The sequence below is a fragment of the Leclercia barmai genome (genome assembly GCF_049312895.1).
Lineage (GTDB): Bacteria > Pseudomonadota > Gammaproteobacteria > Enterobacterales > Enterobacteriaceae > Enterobacter > Enterobacter barmai.
In genome coordinates, this window is the sequence record NZ_JBMNWZ010000002.1 from 837782 (window position 1) to 862762 (window position 24981).

General features: G+C 57.6%; 23 protein-coding genes. 8 read left to right on the forward strand and 15 right to left on the reverse strand.

All coding sequences use genetic code 11. The features are described from left to right. Positions 1-7: 7 nt before the first annotated feature. The gene (locus ACOYA6_RS12260) at positions 8-2248 is read right to left on the reverse strand and encodes a sensor domain-containing phosphodiesterase (protein ID WP_422654793.1); all 2241 of its coding nucleotides are present in this window, start codon (positions 2246-2248) and stop codon (positions 8-10) included. Positions 2249-2596: 348 nt separating this feature from the next. Here ACOYA6_RS12260 and ACOYA6_RS12265 point away from each other — a divergent pair, with 348 nt between their 5' ends. After that, the gene (locus ACOYA6_RS12265; protein WP_039029698.1) at positions 2597-2803 is read left to right on the forward strand and encodes a YfgG family protein; all 207 of its coding nucleotides are present in this window, start codon (positions 2597-2599) and stop codon (positions 2801-2803) included. A 27-nt stretch (positions 2804-2830) separates the two neighbouring features. On the opposite strand, the gene ACOYA6_RS12270 is transcribed toward ACOYA6_RS12265, so the two are convergent. Then, the gene (locus ACOYA6_RS12270) at positions 2831-3715 is read right to left on the reverse strand and encodes a LysR family transcriptional regulator (RefSeq protein WP_422654764.1); all 885 of its coding nucleotides are present in this window, start codon (positions 3713-3715) and stop codon (positions 2831-2833) included. A 98-nt stretch (positions 3716-3813) separates the two neighbouring features. Here ACOYA6_RS12270 and ACOYA6_RS12275 point away from each other — a divergent pair, with 98 nt between their 5' ends. Next, entirely contained in the window at positions 3814-4995 is a 1182-nt protein-coding gene (locus tag ACOYA6_RS12275; protein ID WP_422654765.1) for an MFS transporter, read from the forward strand. Here the strand turns inward: ACOYA6_RS12275 and ACOYA6_RS12280 are convergent. Further along, a complete protein-coding gene (locus ACOYA6_RS12280; protein ID WP_422654766.1) occupies positions 4992-5717 on the reverse strand; it encodes an SDR family oxidoreductase in 726 nt (241 codons plus the stop codon). The two genes, ACOYA6_RS12275 and ACOYA6_RS12280, sit on opposite strands and share 4 nt — an antisense overlap. A gap of 220 nt (positions 5718-5937) precedes the next feature. Between ACOYA6_RS12280 and ACOYA6_RS12285 the strand changes: the two genes are divergently transcribed. The 3 genes from ACOYA6_RS12285 to ACOYA6_RS12295 are packed head-to-tail and all read left to right on the forward strand — an operon-like array spanning position 5938 to position 7448. Further along, positions 5938-6399 (forward strand): DUF6130 family protein, encoded by a 462-nt coding sequence (locus ACOYA6_RS12285; RefSeq protein ID WP_422654767.1) that lies wholly within the window; start codon positions 5938-5940, stop codon positions 6397-6399. A gap of 35 nt (positions 6400-6434) precedes the next feature. After that, positions 6435-6689, forward strand: a complete 255-nt coding sequence (locus ACOYA6_RS12290; protein ID WP_039029703.1) for a YdgH/BhsA/McbA family protein — start codon at positions 6435-6437, stop codon at positions 6687-6689. Between the two features lie 9 nt (positions 6690-6698). Then, positions 6699-7448 (forward strand): alpha/beta hydrolase, encoded by a 750-nt coding sequence (locus tag ACOYA6_RS12295; RefSeq protein WP_422654768.1) that lies wholly within the window; start codon positions 6699-6701, stop codon positions 7446-7448. A gap of 61 nt (positions 7449-7509) precedes the next feature. Here ACOYA6_RS12295 and guaA read toward each other — a convergent pair whose 3' ends face one another. Next, complete coding sequence (gene guaA, locus ACOYA6_RS12300) at positions 7510-9087, reverse strand: glutamine-hydrolyzing GMP synthase (RefSeq protein WP_039029705.1); 1578 nt, start codon at positions 9085-9087, stop codon at positions 7510-7512. Positions 9088-9155: 68 nt separating this feature from the next. After that, complete coding sequence (guaB, locus tag ACOYA6_RS12305; protein ID WP_039029706.1) at positions 9156-10622, reverse strand: IMP dehydrogenase; 1467 nt, start codon at positions 10620-10622, stop codon at positions 9156-9158. Positions 10623-10781: 159 nt separating this feature from the next. Between guaB and xseA the strand changes: the two genes are divergently transcribed. After that, entirely contained in the window at positions 10782-12155 is a 1374-nt protein-coding gene (gene xseA / locus ACOYA6_RS12310; protein ID WP_223073660.1) for an exodeoxyribonuclease VII large subunit, read from the forward strand. Here xseA and ACOYA6_RS12315 read toward each other — a convergent pair whose 3' ends face one another. After that, a complete protein-coding gene (locus ACOYA6_RS12315) occupies positions 12156-13289 on the reverse strand; it encodes an MFS transporter (RefSeq protein ID WP_039029708.1) in 1134 nt (377 codons plus the stop codon). Positions 13290-13447: 158 nt separating this feature from the next. Between ACOYA6_RS12315 and ACOYA6_RS12320 the strand changes: the two genes are divergently transcribed. After that, entirely contained in the window at positions 13448-14467 is a 1020-nt protein-coding gene (locus ACOYA6_RS12320) for a M4 family metallopeptidase (protein ID WP_138369765.1), read from the forward strand. Further along, positions 14468-14818, forward strand: coding sequence for a protealysin inhibitor emfourin (locus ACOYA6_RS12325; RefSeq protein ID WP_138369764.1), 351 nt, complete (start codon positions 14468-14470; stop codon positions 14816-14818). On the opposite strand, the gene ACOYA6_RS12330 is transcribed toward ACOYA6_RS12325, so the two are convergent. The 9 genes from ACOYA6_RS12330 to rodZ all read right to left on the reverse strand — a co-directional run bounded on the left by ACOYA6_RS12330 (position 14815) and on the right by rodZ (position 24970). Beyond that, positions 14815-15033 (reverse strand): zinc ribbon domain-containing protein, encoded by a 219-nt coding sequence (locus tag ACOYA6_RS12330; RefSeq protein ID WP_039029711.1) that lies wholly within the window; start codon positions 15031-15033, stop codon positions 14815-14817. The genes ACOYA6_RS12325 and ACOYA6_RS12330 overlap by 4 nt on opposite strands. Before the next feature lie 52 nt (positions 15034-15085). Next, positions 15086-16120: a Gfo/Idh/MocA family oxidoreductase gene (locus tag ACOYA6_RS12335; protein WP_422654769.1), complete on the reverse strand. Its 1035-nt coding sequence runs from the start codon at positions 16118-16120 to the stop codon at positions 15086-15088. 59 nt (positions 16121-16179) lie between these two features. Further along, positions 16180-17733, reverse strand: a complete 1554-nt coding sequence (locus ACOYA6_RS12340; RefSeq protein WP_138369762.1) for a peptide MFS transporter — start codon at positions 17731-17733, stop codon at positions 16180-16182. A 308-nt stretch (positions 17734-18041) separates the two neighbouring features. Further along, complete coding sequence (gene der / locus ACOYA6_RS12345) at positions 18042-19514, reverse strand: ribosome biogenesis GTPase Der (protein WP_039029714.1); 1473 nt, start codon at positions 19512-19514, stop codon at positions 18042-18044. A gap of 110 nt (positions 19515-19624) precedes the next feature. Then, positions 19625-20803 carry an outer membrane protein assembly factor BamB gene (gene bamB / locus ACOYA6_RS12350; RefSeq protein ID WP_039029715.1) on the reverse strand — a complete coding sequence of 393 codons (1179 nt, stop codon included), beginning with the start codon at positions 20801-20803 and terminating at the stop codon, positions 19625-19627. 10 nt (positions 20804-20813) lie between these two features. Then, positions 20814-21434: a YfgM family protein gene (locus ACOYA6_RS12355; RefSeq protein WP_039029716.1), complete on the reverse strand. Its 621-nt coding sequence runs from the start codon at positions 21432-21434 to the stop codon at positions 20814-20816. 13 nt (positions 21435-21447) lie between these two features. Then, complete coding sequence (gene hisS, locus ACOYA6_RS12360; RefSeq protein ID WP_223073657.1) at positions 21448-22722, reverse strand: histidine--tRNA ligase; 1275 nt, start codon at positions 22720-22722, stop codon at positions 21448-21450. Positions 22723-22813: 91 nt separating this feature from the next. Then, the gene (gene ispG / locus ACOYA6_RS12365; protein ID WP_039029718.1) at positions 22814-23932 is read right to left on the reverse strand and encodes a flavodoxin-dependent (E)-4-hydroxy-3-methylbut-2-enyl-diphosphate synthase; all 1119 of its coding nucleotides are present in this window, start codon (positions 23930-23932) and stop codon (positions 22814-22816) included. A gap of 30 nt (positions 23933-23962) precedes the next feature. Next, a complete protein-coding gene (rodZ, locus tag ACOYA6_RS12370; protein WP_039029719.1) occupies positions 23963-24970 on the reverse strand; it encodes a cytoskeleton protein RodZ in 1008 nt (335 codons plus the stop codon). Between the last annotated feature and the right edge of the window lie 11 nt (positions 24971-24981).

Consider the following 24981-nt stretch of genomic DNA (forward strand, 5'->3'; position numbering starts at 1 on the left):
CCTCCCCTCAGGCGCTCTGACTGAGCGCCTCTGTCATCAACACATTTTCCAGCGGCACGGGTTTCCCAATCAAATAGCCCTGAAAATAGTCAATGCCCATCGCCTCGGCGGCATCGCGGATCTCTTCGCTTTCGACATACTCCGCTACCACCAGCATCTTTTTCATCCGCGCCAGGTGGCAGATGGAGGCAACAATCTGATAGTCCAGGCTGTTGCTGACGATGTTACGGATAAAGCTGCCGTCGATCTTGAGGATATCGGCATCGACATTTTTCAGGCGCGCATAGCTGGCGTAGCCGGTACCAAAATCATCAATGGCAATCCGGCATCCCATCTGCTGTAAGTGATTCACGGTCTGCATCGCCAGCCCGGCATTGCCAAAACTGCTGCTCTCGGTGATCTCGAAAATGAGCTGCCAGCTCTCAACAGAATATTTTTGCAACATCCGGCTGACCTCAAGCGGCAGCTGGGCCCGGCAGACGGACGTTGGCGAAAGATTGATAGCGAACCTCTGTGCCGGCAGCGCTTCCCGGTTATCCGCCATAAACTGAAGCGTCTTCTCCAGCACCAGCAAATCAATGCGCGACGAGAGGCCAAACTCCTGGGCAACCGGCAGAAACACATCGGGCGAAATCAGTCCGTCGTCGCCATTTTGCAGACGAAGCAGGATCTCGTGATAGTTATCGCCGCGAATGCCCTGTACCGGCTGCGCCAGCAGGGTAAATTCGTCTTTTTCCAGCGCCCGCTGCAGGCGGTTCATCATCTCGACTTTGTCTTTCAGGCCGCGCTGAAGATTAATGGCGCCGCGCTGCTGCAGGTTTTCCGGGTGATTGGTCGCCAGAGAGAGATCCGCAATGGTGCTCAGCTCGCCCAGCAGCAGATAGAGATGCACCACCGGGGAACGCACATAGCAGTAGCTGACCCCCACCGGCGGCTGGAGCGGCATTCCGTCCCAGATAAAACGAAAACGCTTGATGTGCTGATCCAGTTCGTCAATGCGGGACTGATGCATTTCGGTATTCAACCGCAAGACCAGATCGTGACCCGACAGCTGATACACGCACTCATCTGATTCCAGGTATTCATTCAGCCACGCGGCCAGCTTCTGTTTGTACTGGATACGCAGCAATACGCCGTAGTTACGCCCCAGAACTTCCAGTTCCGGGATGCGCAGGAAGCAGAGCACCGACCAGGGCTTCTTTCCAAGGGCACGGTTGAGCGCACGCAGGTTGGGCATGTGCACCACCGGGTCGAGGAACGCCAGACGCCGGGCGCGAATATTCACTTCCCGTTGACGCGTCGCCAGCATCGCCATATAAACCACCACGAAGGTAAAGACCAGATAGCTGGATGACGTAATGGTGAGCTGGATGTCGTAACCCTGCGACCAGGGGATATAGCGGTAAAAATAGTGAATGGAGAGGATCAGCACCGGGGTCCAGATCAGGGACATCAGCTTGTAACCGAAGCGCATCGAGCCCCACAGCATCACCGGCATCAGCAGCGACAGCGTGTAGTTGGTACTAAAGATGGTGCTGTTTTCATTGATAGGCCACAGCAGCAAGGAGAGCAGCGAGCTGGTTGCTACTGTCCAGATAATAACTTCCGTCACCGTCACCTTGCTGTCAATCTGGTGCGCAATCTGGGAGATCAGGCTGCGCAGATAGCGGGGGTGGCGGAGGGTGCGGATAACCAGGTAGCAGAACGGCACCCCGGTCAGACAGCCAACCAGCAATCCCTGATAGTTAATCAGCGAGCGGATGCCGATGGTGTTGATACCCACCAGATCGAACCTTGTCTGATAGACGCCAAGGTAGACAGCAAACTGAAACAGCAGCAGGAAAATGGTGGCCGGGCAGAACATTTGCCAGAACAGACGCTGCGCCATCAGCCGTCCGTCGCCGTAGGAGACCCGGTTCCGACGCGGCGCAAAGACCTTATATCCGCCCCAGCTGAGCGTTATCGGGATCAGGTAATGCGCCATGGTAACGGCGGTTTCGTAGCCGCCGATCGAGGGGTAGTAGCGCAGGAAGAGCGAAAGCATAATGCCAGGCACGGCCGCCATGCCATAAAACAGCATCAGCGAGAGCAGAAACGCCAGGGGCATGTAATAGAGCACCACAACGTGACCCTCCACCTGGGTGTAGGTTGTGGCGTGACGGGCAAGGGGCAGCAGGAGCACCGGCAGGAGCAACGGCAGTCCCCACCAGTGGTCTTTGTATTTTTTGTATAACGCGAAAATAGTCATAGATGCCATAGTAAACCCGCTCATCCAGGGGGGTAGTTCAGACAGGCATCCAACCTGACAATGTTGCCGTGCAGACGAAATATCGATTACACGAAAGGAATAAAGATTTTAGTTAGCAACGGCGAGTGACATTTGACTTAAATCAAACATATTAATATCGATAAATAATATTCACGCTTTTTAACCCTACTTTTGTGCTAATTATCAATGGCGTAAATAAACTTATTATTATACATAACAATAAATGGGTGAGTTGTTGACGGAATTTTACATTAGGATTAATTGACCCCTGCCCGCCCGTATGCCTTAATGGCGTACCGCCCGCAGGGTATTTTCAGGATAACTACAGTGAGTCAGGCCACACGTATGCGAAGACGACATCGGTTTAACACTCGGATGACGCGTATCATACTGCTTATCAGCCTCTTCTTTTTCGTCGGCCGCTTCGTTTATTCTTCTATTGGTGCGTGGTATCACCATCAGGAGAAAAAGCAGGCCCAGCAATCCAGCCTCTCCGTCGATTACGCCGAGCGTTCCCCGTCGACAATTAATTAATCGTTTGGATTTTGTTGGTTAATTTAATTATTCCGCAGGCTGTAATAATCGAATAATTTCGCTAATTCCTTTGCTCAGAATTTTATCCTGACGCATTACGATGGCCAGCTGGCGCTGTAATACCGGCGTAAGCGACCGCACGCATAACCCCTGCCTGTCTTCCACGCAATCGACCGCCATTCGGGGAATGATGCTGTATCCCAGCCCGACACGAACCATACGCTTGATCGCTTCGATACTGCCGGATTGCATAATCGGCTGCGCTTCCACGCCGCTTGCCTGAAACCAGGCGTCGATCACCAGGCGCGTACTGCTTCCCGCACTGAACGCGATAAAGGGCCGATCCTGCAGATGCTCTGCGGTCAGCGTGTCAAATTGCGCCTGCTGTTCCCCGGCGGCGATAAACACAAACTCCTCATCCATCACCGGGGCGATCGCCAGCGCCGAACCGGCTGCCGGGAGCGTCACCAGCCCCAGATCGAGACGGTTCTCCTCGATAGCGCGAACGATCTCAAGGGTGTTGCCGGTAGTGACGCCGACCCGCAGCAGCGGATGCGACTGACGCAGTTCCTGCAGGAGCGGTGGCAACAGGTGGATGCAGGCCGTCGCGCCCATTCCAATGGTGATGGTTCCGCTCACTTCCTGGCTGAACGCGGCCACGGAACGTATCGCCTCATCCACCGCCCGCCCGATGCGCTCGCCGTGGGTTAATAACGCCAGCCCGGCCGCCGTGGCTTTAACACCCCGCCCGGTACGCTCAATCAGTCGCGCCTGCAGAAACTGCTCCAGCTGGCGGATCTGCAAGCTCACGGCCGGCTGCGAAAGCCCCAGCACATCCGCAGCGGCAGAAAAACTGCCGCGCTGCACCACCAGGCGAAAGGTTGCCAGCTGTCCCAGATTCAGCGTCGTCATCACAAAGTTTCTCTTATAGGAGCCATAAACGCCCGGGCCTGCCTGCGCCCTGATGCAGTGGATATGCTCAGGATAACTCCCTGATGGAATGAAAGATAATGAAAAACCCTGCCATACCCCGCGCCATCCCGCTTACCACCGGCTGTAACCAGCTTATTAACTGGGGGATCTCCTTTTATATGCCGGGCACCTTTGCCCGGGCGATCGCCGCTGATACCGGCTGGTCTTCTGTGCAAATTTACTCGGGCCTGACGCTCGCCATGCTGGTGATGGCCGCTCTCTCGCCCTTTGTTGCCCGCCTCCTGGCGCGGGCCGGGGGCCAGCGGGTGGTGATGACAGGCTCTCTGCTGCTCGCTATTAGCTGTTTGCTGATGGCGGAGTCGCACTCCCTCATCGCCTGGTACAGCGCCTGGGTATTGACCGGCATCGGCATGCGCCTGGCGCTGTACGACGCGCTGTTTGCGGCGCTGGTCAATCTCTACGGCCAGCAGGCGCGGCGAACCATCTCCCGCGTCACGCTGGCAGGGGGGCTGGCCTCGGTAGTGTTCTGGCCGCTGGGCGAGGCGCTGCTGACACGCATGAGCTGGCGTGACGCGCTGCTCGTTTATGCCCTGTTCGGCTTGCTGAGCGCGGCGTTAACCCTGTCGTTACCCAATCAAACGCGCCCTGTCGTCAATAAACCTGCCGTATCTGGCGGGGGACAGGATCGGCGCAACGGCTGGCTGTACGCCGCGTTTATCGCACTGATCACCTTTGTCTCCAACGGCACCTCCACCCATCTGCCGGAATTTATAGCCAGCGTCGGCCTGCCGGTTGCCGTCGGCATGCTTTGGGGCATCGGGCAGACCGGCGCACGCTTTCTGGAGGTGATCGCCGGAGCGGGGCTCACTCCGCTGTGCCTCACGCTGCTCACCGCACTTGCGATGCCGGTCTGCTTTTTGCTGGGGCTGAGCAGCCTGCTCTGGCTCTGGTCGGCCGCCGGTTTTGTATTGGGCTACGGGACGATTAACGGTCTGGTAACCATCGTAAAAGCGACCCTGCCCTTGCAGCTGTTTGCGCCGGAAGAGTACGCCAGACGCACCGGGGTGCTGCTGATCCCCGCCCAGCTGATGGCGGCGGCCTCCCCGCTGGCTTATGCCTGGCTGAACCGGGCGCTGGGCGTGATGGGCGCAATGTGGATTTCGTGGGGGTTAACGCTGGCGATCGCCGGGCTGGCTGTGGCCATTGTGAAGAGCCAGGCAGTGCGTGATGGTGAGGGCATCCCTGCCCTCAGCGACTAAAGGACAAATCCGCCGTCAATGGTCAGACTTGAACCGGTCATGTAACCGGAAGACTCACCGGCAAGCCAGGCTGCCAGCGAGGCGATCTCTTCCGGCTTACCGATACGTTGCAGAGGGACGAGCGGAGTAATCTGGTCCACCATGCTGGCGGTCATATCGGTGGCAACCGGCCCCGGCTGGATGTTGTTTATGGTGATGCGCCGTGGTGCCAGATCCAGAGCGAGGTTTTGCACCATCGATGCCACCGCCGCTTTACTCATGGCGTAAACGCTGCTGCCCGCATGGCCCGTGCGCACCGCGGTATTGCTGCCGATGGTGATAACTCTTCCCCCTTCAGCCATCGTTTTTACCGCCGCCTGAATGGCGAGAAAGACGCCGCGCACGTTGACGGCCAGGGTAGTATCCAGATCCGCCAGCGCATACTCCTCAATCGTCCCTGGGCGAAGCACACCCGCGTTCACCACGGCAACATCCAGCCTGCCGTAGCGGTGCAGCGTCTTATCGACTGCCGCCTGGATTGCCGCCGCATCAGCGCTGTCGGCTTCTATAGCTATCGCCTGCCCGCCCTGACGTTCAATGGTTGAGACCACGTCCTGCGCCCTGTCGGGACGAGATACCCATGTGATGGCTACCCGGTAGCCGTCGTGCGCCAGACGTACCGCAATGGCCGCCCCGATACCGCGCGCCCCGCCGAAAACCAACGCTACTTTTTCGTGATTCATGATGGTCATTCTCCTGTTTGCTTAAGCACCCACCCGGGTGCCTCTGCAGACACCATGCCAGCGAAAATGCCCCCGCGCTTGCGCGGAATGTATCGCACTGTATCCACACCCTCCTGCTTACGCAGCCATACAAAAAAGCCGCCCACAGCAAACAGACCCGATACATAAAAATGGTTTTCTGTATCTGTCGCCATTGATGACCTGAAGAGGAGATACCCGAATGATGCGTCGACATTTACTGCTCGCTCTGTTCGCACTGACATCAGCCTGCACCTGGGCCGCGCCGTTAAGCGGCCTCAGCGCGGCAGATGTTAACGGCCCCGCCGCCGTTGCACCGCCCGAACAGCCCCAGCCTCCGGCGAAGCTGATTGTGGATCCGCCCCTGGCAGGCCCGCTGAGTAAAGGCGCGGTCTTTATTCAGTACCGCACAGAGAACATGCGTATTGAACCCGTGTTCGGGCCCGAGGCGCTAAAAGTAACGCCGCGCATCGGCCATATCCACGTCATCGTGGATGAAAACCCCTGGCACTGGGCGGACGCCAGCGGCGAGCCGGTCATTCTGGTAGGCCTGCCTGCAGGCCATCACAAGGTGACCATTATTCTTGCCGATCCAACCCATAAGCCTGTCGATCGCAAAACCGTCGAATTTACCGTGCCGCCGCATGCTGCGGCGATGCACTGAACGCAACCACTCACTTATTTTTAAGGGTTTTAACCATGAAAACATTACTGATTGCTGTCCTGACCTTCACTGCTGCCATGACGTCATCCGCGTTCGCGGCCCAGGAAATTAACCAGGCCCAGGGGCAACAAAAGATCGGCACTGTTTCCGACAGTAGCGGCGCATCGTCGCTCGCGGATCTGGAGGCAAAACTGCAGGCCAAAGCAGACAAAGCGGGCGCCAGCGCGTTTCGCATTACCTCCGCCGGGGGAAATAACACCCTGTCAGGCACCGCCGACATTTATCGTTAAGGCTAAATCATGAAAAAACGGTTTACACACACCCTGATGGCCAGCCTGCTGCTGGCCTCTGCCAGCGGCGCTGCGCTGGCGAATAACGATAAAACCGTGGTGCTGGTGCACGGGGCTTTTGCCGACGGCTGCAGCTGGAACCGCGTGATTAGCGACCTGCAACGCCAGCATACCGACGTCATTGCCGTTCAACTGCCGCTCACCTCGCTGCAGGACGATGTGGCCGCCACCCGGCGCGCCATCGCCCGGGCTCAGGGGGATGTGGTGCTGGTGGGGCACTCCTGGGGCGGCACGGTCATCAGCGAGGCGGGTAACGATGCGCGGGTTAAATCGCTGGTGTATGTGGCGGCGTTTGCCCCGGACTCGGGCCAGTCGACGGCGGACCTGGCAAACAGCTTCCCCGCCCCGCCGGGCAGCGCAGGCATCGCCAAAACCGCAGACGGTTTCCTCTATCTGCCTGGCAAATCGGTACGCCAGGATTTTGCCCCGGACATTCAGGCCGCAGAGCAAAACACGCTGGTGGCAACCCAGGGCCCGATCCGCGCGGAGGCTTTTGCAGAAAAGGTGACCCACGCGGCCTGGCATGATAAGCCGAGCTGGTATGTGGTGAGCAAAAATGACCGGATGATCAACCCGGATCTGGAACGCGCGATGGCGAAGGCGATTGATGCGAAAACCAGTGAGGTGGCGGCAAGCCATGTTTCAATGGTGAGCCATCCCGAGGAGATTGCCCGGGTGATTGAGCAAGCGGTGAAATGAGACCGGCGAAAAAAAGCCCGCGAGAGGCGGGCTTGATTTTTTAACGCTTAACGGGCGGGAATTATTCCCACTCGATCGTCGCTGGCGGCTTACCGCTGATGTCATACACCACGCGGGAGATACCGTTCACTTCGTTGATGATGCGGTTAGACACACGGCCCAGGAAGTCATACGGCAGGTGCGCCCAGTGCGCGGTCATAAAGTCGATGGTCTCTACCGCACGCAGGGAGACAACCCAGTCGTACTTGCGGCCATCGCCCATTACGCCAACAGAACGAACCGGCAGGAACACGGTGAACGCCTGGCTCACTTTGTTGTACAGGTCGGCTTTGTGCAGCTCTTCGATGAAGATCGCGTCGGCGCGACGCAGCAGGTCGCAGTACTCTTTCTTCACTTCACCCAGCACGCGCACGCCCAGACCCGGACCCGGGAACGGGTGACGGTAGAGCATGTCATACGGCAGACCCAGCTCCAGACCGATCTTACGCACTTCGTCTTTGAACAGCTCACGCAGCGGCTCAACCAGACCCATCTTCATCTCTTTCGGCAGGCCGCCCACGTTGTGGTGAGATTTGATGACGTGTGCTTTACCGGTGGCAGACGCCGCGGACTCGATCACGTCAGGGTAGATGGTGCCCTGCGCCAGCCACTTCACGTCTTCCAGCTTCAGCGCTTCTTCGTCGAACACTTCAACGAACACGCGGCCAATGATTTTACGTTTGGCTTCTGGATCGTTTTCGCCTTTCAGCGCGTCGAGGAAGCGCTTCTCGCCTTCAACGTGAACGATGTTCAGGCCGAAGTGGTCGCCGAACATGTCCATTACCTGCTGGGCTTCGTTCAGACGCAGCAGGCCGTTGTCCACGAAGACGCAGGTCAGGTTTTTACCGATGGCGCGGTGCAGCAGCATCGCGGTTACGGAGGAGTCAACGCCGCCGGACAGGCCGAGGATCACCTTGTCGTCACCCACCTGCTGGCGGATACGCTCAACGGCGTCGTCGATAATTTTTGCTGGTGTCCACAGGGCTTCACACTGGCAGATATCGCGAACAAAGCGCTCCAGCATGCGCATACCCTGACGGGTATGGGTCACTTCCGGGTGGAACTGCACGCCGTAGAAGCGTTTTTCTTCGTTCGCCATGATCGCGAACGGACAGGTTTCGGTGCTGGCAACGGTCACAAAGTCGGACGGGATCGCGGTGACTTTGTCGCCGTGGCTCATCCAGACGTCGAGCAGCGGTTTGCCGTCGGCGGTCAGGGAGTCTTCGATACCGCGGATCAGGGCGCTGTCGGTCTGTACTTCAACCTGCGCGTAACCGAATTCACGCTCGTTAGAACCTTCGACGTGACCACCCAGCTGCATCGCCATGGTCTGCATGCCGTAGCAGACGCCGAACACCGGCACACCGGCTTCGAATACGTACTGCGGCGCGCGCGGACTGTTGTCTTCGGTGGTGCTTTCCGGGCCGCCGGAGAGGATGATGCCGCTTGGATTGAACTCGCGAATCTGAGCTTCCGTAACATCCCACGCCCACAGTTCGCAGTAAACGCCCAGCTCACGCACGCGGCGTGCCACCAGCTGAGTATATTGAGAACCGAAATCGAGGATGAGAATGCGATGTTTATGAATGTTTTCCGTCATTGACGCTAATTCCGAGGCAAGTGAAACAAAAACAGAGCGCCCGGCTTAGAGCCGGGCGCGGAAATTAATCAGGAGCCCATACGGTAGTTCGGAGACTCTTTGGTGATCGTCACGTCGTGAACGTGGCTTTCCTGGATACCCGCACCGCTGATACGCACGAATTCCGCTTTAGTACGCAGCAGGTCAATGGTACCACAGCCGGTCAGGCCCATACAGGAGCGCAGGCCGCCCATCTGCTGGTGGATGATCTCTTTCAGGTAGCCTTTATAGGCCACGCGACCTTCGATACCTTCCGGCACCAGTTTGTCAGCGGCGTTGTCGGTCTGGAAGTAACGGTCGGAGGAGCCTTTGGACATCGCGCCCAGGGAGCCCATACCGCGGTAGGATTTATAAGAACGCCCCTGGAACAGTTCGATTTCGCCCGGAGACTCTTCGGTACCCGCCAGCATGGAACCGACCATGACCGCTGCCGCACCGGCCGCGATGGCTTTCGCGATGTCGCCAGAGAAGCGGATGCCGCCGTCAGCGATAACCGGAATACCAGTACCTTCCAGCGCTTCAACCGCGTCGGATACGGCGGTGATCTGCGGAACGCCCACGCCGGTCACGATACGGGTAGTACAGATGGAGCCTGGGCCAATACCTACTTTCACCGCGCTGCAACCCGCGTCGGCCAGGGCACGCGCGCCCGCACCGGTCGCTACGTTACCGCCGATGATCTGCAGATCAGGGTATTTTGCACGGGTTTCACGAATGCGCTGCAGCACGCCTTCGGAGTGGCCGTGGGAGGAGTCGATCAGCAGGACGTCAACGCCCGCAGCAACCAGCGCATCGACGCGCTCTTCGTTGCCGGCACCCGCGCCAACTGCCGCGCCGACGCGCAGACGGCCATGCTCGTCTTTACAGGCGTTGGGTTTACGTTCTGCTTTCTGGAAGTCTTTAACGGTGATCATGCCGCGCAGGTGGAAGCCATCGTCCACAACCAGCGCTTTTTCAACGCGTTTTTCATGCATTTTGGCGAAGACCACGTCGCGGGACTCGCCTTCACGTACGGTGACCAGACGCTCTTTCGGGGTCATATAGACGCTGACCGGCTGGTTCAGGTCGGTGACGAAACGGACGTCACGGCCGGTGATGATGCCCACCAGTTCGTTATCAGATGTCACAACCGGGTAGCCTGCGAAGCCGTTACGCTCGGTCAGCGCTTTCACTTCGTGCAGGGTGGTGGTTGGCAGAACGGTTTGTGGGTCGGTAACGATGCCAGATTCATGCTTCTTCACGCGGCGAACTTCTTCCGCCTGGCGCTCGATAGACATGTTTTTATGAATAAAGCCAATGCCGCCTTCCTGAGCCAGGGCGATAGCCAGGCGCGCTTCAGTCACGGTGTCCATTGCCGCGGAGAGCATAGGAATGTTCAGGCGAATGGTTTTGGTCAACTGCGTGCTGAGGTCGGCAGTATTCGGCAGAACGGTGGAATGAGCGGGAACGAGGAGGACGTCGTCAAACGTCAGTGCTTCTTTAGCGATACGTAGCATGGGCAATATCTCTGACCTGGGTGGTTAAATATTGCCGTGGCATTATACAGAGCGTAACCGATTGCATCTACACTTTTTTATAAAAAATGCTTGCGATTGCCTCTTATCGGGTTACTATCGACTGAATAAACTGCTGATTTAGAATTTGATCCCGCTCACATGTTATCCTCCCAGTCCCCCTCAATTTTTACCGTCAGCCGCCTTAATCAGACGGTCCGTTTGCTGCTTGAGCAGGAAATTGGCCAGGTGTGGATTAGCGGAGAGATCTCCAATTTCACACAGCCAGCTTCCGGTCACTGGTACTTCACCCTGAAAGACAACACCGCTCAGGTGCGCTGCGCGATGTTCCGCAATAGCAACCGGCGGGTGACGTTCCGGCCGCAGCACGGACAGCAGGTGCTGGTTCGCGCCAGTATCACTCTGTACGAGCCGCGCGGTGATTACCAGATTATCGTCGAAAGCATGCAGCCTGCGGGTGAAGGACTTCTACAGCAGAAATATGAGCAGCTGAAAGCCGCACTTTCAGCAGAAGGGCTGTTCGATCAGCAATATAAGCAGCCGCTTCCCTCCCCCGCCCACTGTGTGGGGGTGATCACCTCGAAAACCGGCGCCGCGCTGCATGACATTCTGCACGTGCTGAAACGCCGCGACCCTTCCCTGCCGGTCGTGATCTACCCAACCGCCGTTCAGGGCGAGGATGCGCCGGGGCAGATTGTTCGCGCCATACAACTCGCTAACGCCCGTCAGGAGTGTGACGTGCTGATCGTCGGGCGCGGCGGCGGCTCGCTGGAAGATCTCTGGAGCTTTAACGACGAGCGGGTCGCGCGGGCGATTTTTGCCAGCCGGATCCCGGTGGTGAGCGCCGTCGGCCATGAAACCGACGTCACTATCGCCGATTTTGTCGCCGACCTGCGGGCACCAACGCCGTCCGCGGCAGCAGAAATGGTGAGCCGGAACCAGCTGGAACTGCTGCGCCAGATCCAGAACGGCCAGCAGCGCCTCGAGATGGCGATGGACTATTTCCTTGCCAACCGCACCCGTCGCTTTACCCAGCTTCATCATCGCCTGCAGCAGCAGCACCCGCAGCTGCGTCTGGCGCGCCAGCAGACCGTGCTGGAACGCCTGCGCCAGCGAATGAACCTCGCGGTGGACAACCAGCTTAAACGCGCGGTGCAGCGCCAGCAGCGCACCGCTCAGCGTCTGAATCAGCAGAACCCCCAGCCGCGCATCTGGCGTGCGCAGACGCGTATCCAGCAGCTGGAATACCGGCTGGCTGAGAACGTGCGCGCCCGCCTCGGCAGCACCCGCGAGCGCTTTGGTAATGCGGTGACCCACCTTGAAGCGGTCAGCCCGCTTTCAACGCTGGCGCGCGGTTACAGCGTGACCACCGCCACCGACGGCAAAGTGCTGAAGCAGACGAAACAGGTCAAAGCCGGGGATGTGCTCACCACCCGGCTGTCAGACGGCTGGGTAGAGAGCGAAGTGAAAGGCGTAACGCCGGTGAAGAAAACGCGCGCGCGCAAAAAAGCGTAATTATTGTTGGCCGTCCGGCGTGACGGCAAGCATCACCCAGGACAGCCCGGAAAAAATGACCAGCGCGACCGCTGCGCCCGCCATTCCCAGCAACAGGCCAAACACCACGGAGCCGACAATTTGCCCGGCTGCCAGCATCAGAAAAGCCATACTGACCCCCACAGCCGGTGACGGATGAGCGATAACCGCCCCCTGCACCAGCAGTACGCCGGATAAAATAACGTATCCCGCCCCGCTCATCGCCACCACCGGGACGAGCCACCAGGCAAACCCTTCACTTAACGCCAGAGCCAACAGCGAAGCGGCCATGAAAATCTGCGATCCCCGGTAAACGCCCCGCATCCCGATACGTTTTTCCGCACTACCGGTAAACACGGCCAGGATCCCTGCCCCGCCGCTCACCAGCCACAGAACCCGCGTGACGGCGCTATCAAGCCCGCTATGATTCCTGAGCAGCTCCGGGCCAAAACTCCACCAGGCGGCGCTGGCAACGCCGCTCACAAAAGCAATACTTAACAGCCGGAACATTCCCGGCTTGCGAAGCGACTCGCGCCAGGATGGCGTTTGTTCACGCTTGCGCGAAGCCAGACCCGGCAGATAACGCCAGGCTGCCAGCAGGCAGAGCAGTGCCAGCAGGGCAAAGACGATACAGGCCGCCCGCCAGCCGCCGGGCATAAAAAGCAGAACCGGCACCGAGAGGATGATCCCGGCGCTTGTTCCGGCATTAATGACGGTATTCACCAGGGTCTGGCGATCCGGGGCAATGGTGTCATTTACGGCCCCGGCAAGCGCGGGTGAGGCCAGGCCAGAACTCAATCCGGCAATAAATAATCCTGTCGCCAGGGTAAGCGGCAGCGCCGAGAAAGCCAGAATAATCAGCCCGCCTGCGGCCGTGGCGGCGGCCAGCAAAGCCGGTACGCGAGGGCCATAGCGACTGGTGAGAAAAGAGGCAAAAAATACTGACAGGCAATAAGCCGCATAGCTGCAGGCTGCAATCAACCCGGCAACCTGGGGTGAGAAAGGAATGTCCTGACGGATATCGGGCAGCATCAACCCCCAGGAAAATCTCGCCATGCCGTATGTCACCGCGATTAATGAGAACCCGGTTATACCCAGTGCGATCGGTCTGTTCATTACGCTCCTCTTATTGCCGCTGTAAAAAACCTAAACGCTGAGAAGGCGTTGTGCCAGTTTTTACCGGTACGAATACTCCGACTTCTCCCCGCCCCCGGCTTCATCATTTACACTGAAAGTGTTTCTTTTTTCGGCATTGCCAGAAACAGGAGAGAAGCATGACCCGAATTCACAGCGTGATCCCGCCCTATATTCTTCGTCGTATTATTGAGAGTGGCTCTGAGCCTCAACAGCGTTGCGCCCGCCAGACGCTGACGCATGTACAAACGCTGATGGCCCATATGCCAGGTAAACCCGCCGCGCCGCACGTGAATAAAACCGGGCAGCTGGAGCGTGATATTTATGATGCAAAACAGGCCCAGGAACTGCCTGGCATTCAGGTGCGTTATGAGGGGCAGCCGTCAAACGGGGATATTACTGTCGATGAAGCCTATGATTATTTAGGTATCACCCATGAATTTTTCTGGAAAAATTATCACCGCGACTCGCTGGATAATAAAGGGCTGATGCTGACGGGCACCGTTCATTATGGGCGGGAATATCAGAACGCTTTCTGGAATGGTCAGCAGATGGTGTTTGGCGATGGCGACGGCGAGATATTTAACCGCTTCACCATTGCCATTGACATAGTGGCGCATGAACTTAGCCATGGGGTGACCGAAACCGAAGCCGGGCTAATCTACTTTGAACAATCGGGCGCGCTGAATGAGTCTTTATCGGACGTTTTCGGCTCGCTGGTGAAACAGTATCACCTGAAGCAAACGGCTGATGAAGCCGACTGGCTGATTGGTGGAGGACTGCTGGCTGAAGGGATCAACGGCAAGGGGCTACGATCGATGTCAGAGCCCGGCACCGCCTATAACGATCCGCTGCTCGGAAAAGATCCGCAGCCCGCGCACATGAAAGACTTTATCAAAACGCGCGAAGATAACGGCGGCGTGCATCTTAATTCAGGCATTCCCAATCGCGCGTTTTATCTTGCTGCAACGGCCATTGGCGGCAACGCCTGGGAGAAAGCCGGTTATGCATGGTATGACACGGTTTGCGATCGACAGCTGGCGCAAGATGCAGATTTTGACGCCTTTGCGAAACTGACGGTTGCCCACGGTGAAAAGCGATCGGGTGGCGACGTCGCAGCAGCCATTGAACAAGCCTGGAAACAGGTGGGAGTGTTGTGAATGCAGGTTCCGGAACTGACCGAAGACGCGGTCGTCGAGCTGGCGCGTGAAGGTGGCGTGGCCTATATCCCGCATCTCAGCGGGTTGCGGCGAATCGCCCTCTCGACTCTTAACAGTGCACAGCGCCAGCGCGTGGTGAACATACTTCAGCAGGCGATTCCTCGTGGAGAGCCGCCCGGCCAGCCGTCGTCACCCGGCGGCGGCGACCAGCGCTATTTTCGCATTCAGATAATCTGGACCCGGCACAATCAGGCGCAATACACCGACATCATCGTGCTGGTTCCCGAACAGGAAGCGCCAGAGTCGCTGGTCGAACTCTGGCAAAAAGGCGAAGGCTGCGTATGCGATTAGTCAGCCGCGACGAACTCCACGCGCTTTTTCGAGATCAGCCCGTGGCCGTTCTGGCAGAAATAATCCACCGCACCGCAGGCTTTTAACACCTGGAGTGGCTGATGGCACTCCGGGCAGCGGGCTTCCAGGGCAATATCTTTATTGCAGCTCTCGCAGTGCGCCACACCGTTTTGCGGCTCCAGCTCTGCGTGACATTCCGGGCAGGTAATCGACATGATGACTCCTTTGAAGGATATTCAGTACTCAATCGATTTTACCACGATGCGCTCAGTGAGGGCCACGCAGCTGCTGCTGTAATCTCAGCAGGAGCTCAACCTCTTCCAGCCGCCGCTGCGTTGTGCGGCTCACCTCCTGCGGGTCGCGTACAAACAGGCTCTGCTCCCCCAGAATATGTTCTGCCAGACAGTTCGCGTAAATCGTGCCGCCAAAGCGCCAGCACTGAACCTGCTCGCCGTCGGTGAGCGTCAGCACATCCTCTGCCCCGCGCCGGTCGTGGCTGATGATGCGTCCGTCCCGCAGATGCAGTCGCAGCCCTTTTTGCCCGCCTGACGGCCCGGCATATTTGTTCAGCCAGATATCCACCGGCACGCCGCCCATCGTCCCCTGAAGATGCGCCTCGCCTTCGGCAGTGGTCATATCGCCTCTGGCGATATCGCGCCCCAGCCGATCTCTGGCCGTCACGACCTGTAAAGCAAGCTCGCCGCTGCCGCCCAGATACCGCACCGTCTCGCGCATCATCGCCAGCACGTGGGTGCCGATATCCAGGATTACCCCATCCGGATGGCGAAGCGTCCGGGTATCCGGCTCGCCGGTGGCAAAGTTAAGCGCGATGGGCTCACCCGCCGCGTTAAACCCGCTTGGCTCCTGCAAAAAACCCTCGATCCTGACGATATCAGAAAGGTGTCTGACCAGCCCCAGGCGCACCAGGTTTATGCGCGCCATCCAGTGATCGAGTGCCAGCACCCGCGCGGCTGCCTCCGGCCTCGCCAGCAGCGATCTCAGTTTTTCGGTCTGGCCCAGGGTGGCGACGATCGGTTTTTCCACCACGATGCGCGGGATGGAAGACGCCAGCGCCTGCTCAAGCACGTCAAGGTGTTGTAGCGATGCGGTGGTGATAAAAAGCGTATCGAGGGGTCGGGTAAGAAGGTCGGCAAGGGTTGGAACTCGCGTAACGCCACCCAGGGTTTTCGCGGGCTGGATATCAAATCCCGGACAGGGAAGTGATTCAGCGAAGGTACCTTGTAATGCGGGCAAATAGGCGGTTTCGACTACCGCGCCAAGTCCAACAAACCCAATCTGCATCTGAACCTCTTTCGTTGCATTGCCGGCGCGTAACCACGCCCCGGCAATGTCGGTCAGATTCAGGCGTTAGTTACGGGTTTCGGCTCACTTTTCGTTTGCGCATTTTCCAGCATACGACGCACCGGAACAATGAGCACCGTCAGAACGGCGGCACAAATCAGCAGAGCAACGGAGCAGCGCGCGAAGAGATCCGGCAGCATATCCAGCTGGTCGGCCTTCACGTGGCCGCCAATCAGGCCCGCCGCCAGGTTGCCCAGCGCGCTGGCGCAGAACCACAGCCCCATCATCTGGCCGCGCATTCTTTCCGGAGCCAGCAGGGTCATGGTCGCCAGACCAATCGGGCTCAGGCACAGTTCACCGAGGGTCAGCATCAGGATACTGCCCACCAGCCAGAACGGAGAAACGCCTGCCCCACCGTTACTGAGGACGTTCTGCGCCGCCAGCATCATCAGGCCAAAGCCGCCTGCCGCGCACAGAATGCCGATCACGAACTTGGTGATGCTGCTCGGTCGAATATTGTTGCTTGCCAGCTTCGGCCACGCCCAGCTAAAGACCGGTGCCAGCAGAATAATAAACAGGGCGTTAATCGACTGGAACCACACGGCCGGGATTTCGAAATCACCGATCATGCGATTAGTGTAGTCGTTGGCAAACAGGTTAAATGACGTCGGTTTTTGCTCGAACGCAGACCAGAAGAACGCCGCAGACACCAGCAGAATGAAGCAGACCAGTAGCCTGGCGCGCTCTTTACGGTTCAGACCGGCAAAGACAAACAGCCAGATGAAGTAGAGGGCCACCGAGGCGGCAATGAAGTAAACCAGCACGCTGGCCACGGCAACCGGGTTAATTACAATCACGCCCTGGGCGATCAGAGTGACGATAATCGCGACACCCGCTGCCAGCGCCAGCAGCCAGCCGCCAACGCCGTTTTTCTTCACCACCGGGCTGTTCCAGGTGGAGTCCAGCCCCACTTCGCTGTCGTAGCGTTTCATCGCCGGAACGGCAAACAGGCGGAAGATGACCAGCGCGACCAGCATCCCGATGCCGCCGATGCCAAAGCCCCAGTGCCAGCCGTGAGATTTAATCAGCCAGCCGGAGATCAGCGGCGCGATAAATGAGCCCATGTTGATGCCCATATAGAACAGCGAGAAGCCGCCGTCACGACGCGCATCGCCTTTCTTATACAGGGTGCCGACCATTACCGAGATACAGGTTTTAAACAGACCCGAACCAAGGACAATAAACATCAGGCCGATAAAGAACAGGTTGTTGCCCATTACCGCAGACAGCGCAATCGACAGGTGGCCGAGCGCGATCAGAATTGAACCGTACCAGACCGCTCTCTGCTGTCCGAGCCAGTTATCCGCCAGCCAGCCGCCCGGCAGCGCGGCCAGGTACATGGTCCCGGCAAAGATACCGACGATGGCGGAGGCGTTTTCACGCGCCAGCCCCATCCCGCCGTCATAGACGGTGGCGGCCATAAACAGGATCAGTAGTGGACGAATGCCGTAAAACGAGAAGCGCTCCCACATCTCGGTGAAGAACAGCGAGCCAAGTGGATAAGGATGGCCGAAGAAAGTTCGGCTTTCGTTTTTATTAACAGAGGATTGCATAATTCTCCCGAGATGATGTGTCGTCGTGCTTGTAAACACCGGAGGTCGGCCACGCAGAGAGTGTTCTGGCGGCTTTTTTACATCCGGCGAAATGTTATTTAACCATTTGATAACCTGAGGCTACTTTTGTCCAGCCCCCACCCCATCACCAAAAGATGAAAATTCGACAATCGTCTTATTTCTTAGATTTTATGTTGGATAAACATGAATAGTGATTGACATCACATCAATAATTATTCGTTGCTTTCGGTAGAACTGAGGCATAAAAAAACCCGCGACAGGCGCGGGCTTTTCAGCAGATCGGCTAATTACTTGCTTTTCTTAATGTGCTTAATCAAACGCTTACGTTTACGCATCTGGTTCGGGGTCAGGGTGTTGCGTTTGTTGGCAAACGGGTTGTCCCCTTCCTTGAACTGAATGCGAATCGGCGTACCCATCACGTCCAGCGATTTGCGGAAGTAGTTCATCAGGTAGCGTTTGTAAGAATCGGGCAGATCCTTCACCTGGTTACCGTGGATAACCACGATAGGCGGGTTATAACCCCCCGCGTGGGCATACTTCAGCTTCACGCGACGACCGCGCACCAGCGGTGGCTGATGGTCTTCTGCCGCCATGGTCATGATGCGGGTCAGCATCGCGGTACCCACACGACGGGTGGAGCTGTCGTAGGCTTCGCGAACGGATTCGAACAGGTTGCCGACGCCGCTGCCGTGCAGGGCAGAGATAAAGTGCACGCGGGCAAAGTCGATAAAGCCGAGACGGAAGTCCAGCGTCTCTTTCACCTGCTCACGTACTTCATTGCTCAGGCCATCCCACTTGTTGACGACGATAACCAGTGAGCGCCCACTATTGAGGATAAAGCCGAGCAGGGAGAGATCCTGATCGGAGATGCCTTCACGGGCATCGATAACCAGCATCACCACGTTGGCGTCTTCAATCGCCTGCAGGGTTTTGATTACCGAGAATTTTTCCACCACGTCGGTGATTTTGCCGCGCTTACGCACGCCCGCGGTGTCGATCAGCACGTATTCGCGCTCGTCGCGCTGCATCGGGATGTAGATGCTGTCGCGGGTGGTGCCCGGCATGTCGTACACCACCACGCGGTCTTCACCGAGGATGCGGTTAGTAAGTGTGGACTTACCTACGTTCGGACGACCAACAATCGCCAGCTTGATCGGCAGATCCTGCGGGTTGAAGTCGTCTTCAGGCTCTTCTTCGCCCTCTTCACCTTCTTCGAACTGCGCCCAGTATTCTGCGTCTTCATCGACCTCTTCCGGCGGGCTGATCTCGTCAACGTACGGCAGGAGTGCGGTTTCCAGCAGGCTGGTTACGCCACGGCCGTGAGAGGCGGCTATCGGATAGATGTCGCCCAGGCCCAATGACCAGAAATCCGCCATCGCCTGATCGGGATCGATGCCGTCAGTTTTGTTTGCCACCAGGAAAGTGGCTTTTTCACGCGAGCGCAGGTGCTTGGCGATAGCCGAGTCGGCAGGCATCAGGCCCGCACGCGCATCGACCATAAACAGCACGATGTCGGCTTCTTCAATCGCCAGCAGGGATTGCTCCGCCATGCGGGTTTCAACGCCGTCCTCTGTACCGTCGATACCACCGGTATCGATACAGATAAACTCACGACCTTCCACTTCGGCACGACCGTACTTACGGTCACGCGTGAGCCCCGGGAAATCCGCAACCAGCGCATCACGGGTGCGTGTTAAACGGTTAAAAAGAGTGGATTTTCCAACGTTCGGGCGCCCGACAAGCGCGACCACAGGTACCATGTTTAAAGCCTCATAAAATTCGATATCACGTCGCGTTTGCGGCGTTTTTTAAAAAATCAAAACGGCCCCTGAAGCAACAGGAGCCGTTGAGTATACTACAACCGCGGTGATTAACGCGTGATCGCGTACAGCGTACCGTCTTTTGCCTGGATCAGCAGTTTGCCGTCAACCGATACCGGCTCGGTCAGGAAACCGGAACTGTCGACTTTCTCCTGGGCAACAAAACGACCGTTGCTCGGGTCAATCCAGTGCATGTAACCTTCGCTATCACCCACCACCAGGCTGCCGTTATAGAGCGCCGGTGCGGTCAGCAGACGGTGCAGCAGATCGCTTTGCGTCCACAGCGTCACGCCGCCTTCAGTGCTCAGGGCCAGCAGGCGGTCGTTCTGATCGACCAGATAGATGCGGTTGCCATCGACGATGAAATCATTCACCGAGCCCAGCTCACGTTTCCACATGATCTGGCCGCTACGCAGATCCATCGCGGTCAGGTTGCCGTTATAGGCCAGGGCATACACCACGCCGTTGACGATAACCGGGGTGGTATCCACGTCGCTCAGACGGTCGATTTCGGTCGGACCGGTAGCCTGAGAGATACGCTGCTGCCAGATCAACTGGCCCTGCTGCATCAGCACGGCGCTGACGCGTCCGTTATCACCGCCCACGATGGCAGCACCAAACGCGGTGGCCGGAGCAGATTCACCGCGCAGGGAGAGCGCAGGCATATCCAGGTTCACGGTCCACTTCACCGCGCCGTCAGTTTCGTTCAGCGCCTGCAGCTGGCCGTTTGCGGTATGTACCAGCACCATGCCATCGCTGACGACCGGACGAGAGAGTGCTTCGCCAGCCACGCGGGTCTGCCAGGCAATGGAACCATCGCTGGCGTTAAGGGCATAGACCTGGGCCTTCTCGCTGCCGATATAGACATGGCCACCGGCAACCGTTACGCCACCTGACAGCAGCGCTGGCGTGCGTGACAGCCAGCCGCTTTTCTCGGCGAGGTTAACCGACCAGACTTCTTTGCCGTCATCGGCGTTCAGGGCTTTCACCGTGCCTTTGCGGTCAGCCGCATAGACAACGCCGTCCGCTGATGCCGGGTGCAGGTTAGAGTAGAAATCACCAATACCGCCGCCCACGGAGGTGCTCCAGGCGGTGGATGGCTCAAACTGGTTTTCAACCGTCGGCAGTGGCGACATGGTGACAACATCTTCTTCGCCGCTGAACAGTGAACAGCCGCTCAATAACGTAACGGAAAGCAGTCCTGGCAGAAGTAATTTACGCAATTGCATCGGGTCCCTCTCAGACGGACAAATTATTTATTTTCATCTGCAGCATTTCGCTCAGCGCTGGGGAGGCGTTACTTTTCACGCCCGCTTCCCACGCGCTGCGCGCGCCCTGTTTGTCACCTTTGCTCAGCAGTGCTTCACCACGCAGGTCGGCGACAATAGCGGCAAAACCTTCACCTTTAACGCTGTCCAGCGTCTTCAGCGCTTCGTCAGCTTTCTTCTGCTGAACCTGAATACGGGCAAGGCGCAGATTGATAACCGCTTTCAGGTTATCGTCTTTAGCTGCTGCCAGACCCTGCTGCAGCTGTGCTGCCGCTTTATCCAGCTCATTTTTATCAACCAACTGCTGAGCCACTTCCAGCGACGCAAGCGCGCCGTAGGTGTTTTTGTTGTCAGCGGCAAATTTCTCTGCCGCCGTCAGCGTTTGTGGCTGATCGGCGCGGATTGCGCTCACGGTATTTTCATACTGTAAGGAGGAACCACGCGCCGAATCGACCTGATGACTGTTCCAGTAACGCCAGCCCACCAGCGCGCCAATACCTAAAATTACCCCAACAGCCAGGGCCTTGCCGTTTTCGGCAAAGAAGCGTTTGATCGCATCAACCTGGTCGTTTTCGTTCTCGTAAATTTCCACGCAGTCCTTCTCCTTAGCCCAGTAGAGTGCGCAAGTGCGCCGCAACGCCGTCCTGCGTTACCGTTGTTTGCTCACCAGAGCGCAGATCTTTCACTACGACTTCGCCGTTAGCCACTTCTGACTCGCCGAGTACCAGTGCGATACGCGCGCCCCACTTATCGGCACGGGCGAACTGTTTCTTAAAGTTGCCGCCGCCGTGGTTGGTCATCAGCTTAGCGTCCGGCAGCGCATCGCGCACGCGTTCAGCAAGCTGCATTGCCGCAGACTGCGTTTCCGCACCTGAGGCTACCAGGTATATATCGACAACAGGATCGGCTTTAAATTCCGGATTAACTGCCTGAACTAACAAAACAAGTCGCTCCAGGCCCATGGCAAAGCCAACTGCAGGTGCAGGACGACCGCCTAACTGCTCCACCAGGCCGTCATAACGACCGCCGGCACAGACAGTACCCTGTGATCCGAGGCTAGTGGTGACCCACTCAAATACGGTGCGGTTATAGTAGTCGAGACCACGTACCAGACGCTGGTTAACCGTATAGGTGATTCCGGCGCCTTCCAGCAGTTTGCACAGACCGGCAAAGTGTTCGCGGGAGTCGTCATCCAGGTAATCGCCCAGCGCAGGCGCATCGTTCAGCAGTGCCTGTACGTCCGGGTTCTTGGAGTCCAGCACGCGCAGCGGGTTGCTGTACATACGGCGTTTGCAGTCTTCGTCCAGCTTCTCTTTGTGCTGTTCCAGGAAGGCCACCAGCGCATCCCGGTAGTTAGCGCGCGCTTCAAGAGAACCGATAGAGTTCAGCTCCAGCGTAACGTGCTCGGCAATGCCCAGCGCACGCCACCAGCGGGCGGTCAGCATGATCAGCTCAGCGTCGATGTCCGGGCCCTGCAGGCCAAAGGCTTCGACACCCAGCTGGTTAAACTGACGGTAGCGGCCTTTCTGCGGACGTTCGTGGCGGAACATCGGGCCGATATACCACAGGCGTTGCTCCTGATTGTACAGGAGACCATGCTCGATGCCGGCGCGTACACATCCCGCCGTACCTTCCGGACGTAAGGTCAGGCTGTCGCCGTTACGATCCTCAAAGGTGTACATCTCTTTTTCAACCACGTCGGTGACTTCGCCGATAGCGCGTTTGAATAACGGGGTCTGCTCTACAATCGGCAAACGGATTTCGCTGTAACCGTAGCTGCCGAGCACCTGTTTCAGGGTGCCTTCAATGCGCTGCCAGATGGCGGTCTCGCCAGGCAGATAATCGTTCATGCCGCGAATGGCTTGAATATTCTTTGCCACGTTTGTTCTCTTTCTATAGACAAAAATGAACCCTGGGGTTCATAACCGAAGGGTTCAATCATACACAGGAAGCAGACCGCTTCCCATCACGTTATTTTTCGACCTGGAGCACGCTGATGCGCTGCGCTTCATCCAGCATGGCCGCTTTGGCGCGGATACGGGCTTCAAGCTGATCAATCATGTCGCCATTATCCAGACGATCTTTGCGAACGCCATCTTCATAGAGACCACTTTTCTTGTTGCCGCCCGTAACGCCAAGTGTTGACACCAGCGCTTCACCCGGACCGTTCACCACACAGCCGATGATCGAGACGTCCATTGGGGTGATGATATCTTCCAGACGCTGCTCAAGCGCATTCACGGTACCGATGACATCAAACTCCTGGCGCGAACAGGTCGGGCAGGCGATAAAGTTGATGCCGCGGGCACGAATACGCAGGGATTTCAGAATGTCGAAACCGACCTTAATCTCTTCCACCGGATCGGCGGCCAGCGAGACGCGCAGGGTATCGCCGATGCCTTCGTTCAATAGCAGACCGAGGCCAATGGCTGATTTCACTGCCCCACTGCGGGCGCCACCGGCTTCGGTGATCCCGAGGTGCAGCGGCTGGTCGATCTGCTTCGCCAGCAGGCGATAGGATTCGACGGCAAGGAAAACATCGGAGGCTTTCACGCTGACTTTGAACTGGTCGAAGTTCAGACGATCGAGATGATCCACATGACGCATAGCGGATTCGAGCAGCGCCTGCGGCGTCGGCTCGCCATATTTTTCCTGTAGATCTTTTTCCAGAGAACCGGCGTTTACGCCGATGCGGATGGGGATGTTCTTGTCGCGGGCGCAATCAACCACCGCGCGGATACGCTCTTCGCTACCGATATTGCCGGGGTTGATACGCAGGCAATCGACGCCGTATTCCGCCACTTTCAGCGCGATACGGTAATCGAAGTGAATATCGGCAACCAGCGGAACAGAGACCTGCTGCTTGATGAGCCTGAAAGCTTCTGCCGCATCCATCGTGGGCACGGAAACGCGGACAATGTCTGCGCCTACACGTTCTAATGCTTTGATCTGATTGACCGTCGCTTCCACATCCGTGGTGCGGGTGTTGGTCATCGACTGAACGGCGATGGGGGCACCATCGCCAATTGGCACATTCCCGACGTAAATACGTTTCGATTTTCTACGTGGAATAGGAGCCTGGTTATGCATGGAAAATCTCCCGCGTTGCCTGTCTGTTACTTACTGTGCTGCTGATTGTTCGGCATTTACGGTCAGACGCGCAACCTGGTTAGTTCTGATAAAACGGCTCAGATCGACAGGTTTACCCTGGAACTGGATCTGCACCGCAGCCGGAGCACCAATCTTGAGCTTGTACGGCGCCTGGCCTGTCAGATTTAAATTCCCGTCTTTACGCTGCAGGCCGCTGAACAGCTTTTTGCCCGTTGCATCGGTCACTTCCAGCCAGCAATCGGCGGTGAAGTTCATCACCAGCGCGTTCGGGTCGGCAGTTGCCGCCGCAACGCCTGCCGGATCGGAAGGCAACGTCTGGGTGGCATCCGCCGTTGCCGCAGGCGCGGTTGCAGGTGCAGCGTCAACGTTAGCCTGAGATGGCGAAACTACCGCGTTGTCTGCGGGTGCCTGCGCCGTCTGTTCGGCGGTTGGCGCAGCACTCTGCGCCGTTGCCGTATCCTGAGTGTCGGTTGCTGGCGCCTGCGTTTCGCTGGCGGTCGCAGAAGCATCGGTATTCAGCGGGATGCTCTGGGCACCATCGCCCGCTGAGTTGTTCAGCTCGGCTGAGGTCTGATCGGCCATGGTGGTGATCTCTTCCTGCTGCGCCTTGTGGTTTTGCCACCACCATGCGCCCGTCAGGCCGATCACCACAAACAGCACCAGCCAGGTAAAGCTCATCAGCCAGCCATCACGTTTTTTACGACGCTTGCCCAGGGAAAAACTCTGCATCGGCGCGACTTTCGCCGCTCTGACCGGTGCCTGTTTTTCCATCATTGGCAGCAGTTCATCTTCAGGGATATGCACCAGTTTCGCATATGAGCGGATATAACCACGCAGAAACGTTGAAGCAAGATCGGCAGGAGCCTTATCTTCTTCAATATCGCGGACCGTGGAAACCTTCAGACATAAGCGCTCCGCAACGACTTGCTGGCTTAGTCCGAGTTGTTCACGGGCGTTGCGAAGACGAACGCCAGTGGAAAGTGCTGCATTTTGGTCGTGAGTGGCTTCAGTATTCATTCGCTACAACT

Excerpts from the sequence above, each read along its gene's own strand:
- ACOYA6_RS12260 (WP_422654793.1), bottom strand. The coding sequence starts at position 2,248 with ATGACTATTTTCGCGTTATACAAAAAATACAAAGACCACTGGTGGGGA.
- ACOYA6_RS12270 (WP_422654764.1), bottom strand. The coding sequence starts at position 3,715 with ATGACGACGCTGAATCTGGGACAGCTGGCAACCTTTCGCCTGGTGGTG.
- ACOYA6_RS12275 (WP_422654765.1), top strand. The coding sequence starts at position 3,814 with ATGAAAAACCCTGCCATACCCCGCGCCATCCCGCTTACCACCGGCTGT.
- ACOYA6_RS12280 (WP_422654766.1), bottom strand. The coding sequence starts at position 5,717 with ATGAATCACGAAAAAGTAGCGTTGGTTTTCGGCGGGGCGCGCGGTATC.
- ACOYA6_RS12285 (WP_422654767.1), top strand. The coding sequence starts at position 5,938 with ATGATGCGTCGACATTTACTGCTCGCTCTGTTCGCACTGACATCAGCC.
- ACOYA6_RS12290 (WP_039029703.1), top strand. The coding sequence starts at position 6,435 with ATGAAAACATTACTGATTGCTGTCCTGACCTTCACTGCTGCCATGACG.
- ACOYA6_RS12295 (WP_422654768.1), top strand. The coding sequence starts at position 6,699 with ATGAAAAAACGGTTTACACACACCCTGATGGCCAGCCTGCTGCTGGCC.
- guaA (WP_039029705.1), bottom strand. The coding sequence starts at position 9,087 with ATGACGGAAAACATTCATAAACATCGCATTCTCATCCTCGATTTCGGT.
- guaB (WP_039029706.1), bottom strand. The coding sequence starts at position 10,622 with ATGCTACGTATCGCTAAAGAAGCACTGACGTTTGACGACGTCCTCCTC.
- xseA (WP_223073660.1), top strand. The coding sequence starts at position 10,782 with ATGTTATCCTCCCAGTCCCCCTCAATTTTTACCGTCAGCCGCCTTAAT.
- ACOYA6_RS12315 (WP_039029708.1), bottom strand. The coding sequence starts at position 13,289 with ATGAACAGACCGATCGCACTGGGTATAACCGGGTTCTCATTAATCGCG.
- ACOYA6_RS12320 (WP_138369765.1), top strand. The coding sequence starts at position 13,448 with ATGACCCGAATTCACAGCGTGATCCCGCCCTATATTCTTCGTCGTATT.
- ACOYA6_RS12325 (WP_138369764.1), top strand. The coding sequence starts at position 14,468 with ATGCAGGTTCCGGAACTGACCGAAGACGCGGTCGTCGAGCTGGCGCGT.
- ACOYA6_RS12330 (WP_039029711.1), bottom strand. The coding sequence starts at position 15,033 with ATGTCGATTACCTGCCCGGAATGTCACGCAGAGCTGGAGCCGCAAAAC.
- ACOYA6_RS12335 (WP_422654769.1), bottom strand. The coding sequence starts at position 16,120 with ATGCAGATTGGGTTTGTTGGACTTGGCGCGGTAGTCGAAACCGCCTAT.
- ACOYA6_RS12340 (WP_138369762.1), bottom strand. The coding sequence starts at position 17,733 with ATGCAATCCTCTGTTAATAAAAACGAAAGCCGAACTTTCTTCGGCCAT.
- der (WP_039029714.1), bottom strand. The coding sequence starts at position 19,514 with ATGGTACCTGTGGTCGCGCTTGTCGGGCGCCCGAACGTTGGAAAATCC.
- bamB (WP_039029715.1), bottom strand. The coding sequence starts at position 20,803 with ATGCAATTGCGTAAATTACTTCTGCCAGGACTGCTTTCCGTTACGTTA.
- ispG (WP_039029718.1), bottom strand. The coding sequence starts at position 23,932 with ATGCATAACCAGGCTCCTATTCCACGTAGAAAATCGAAACGTATTTAC.
- rodZ (WP_039029719.1), bottom strand. The coding sequence starts at position 24,970 with ATGAATACTGAAGCCACTCACGACCAAAATGCAGCACTTTCCACTGGC.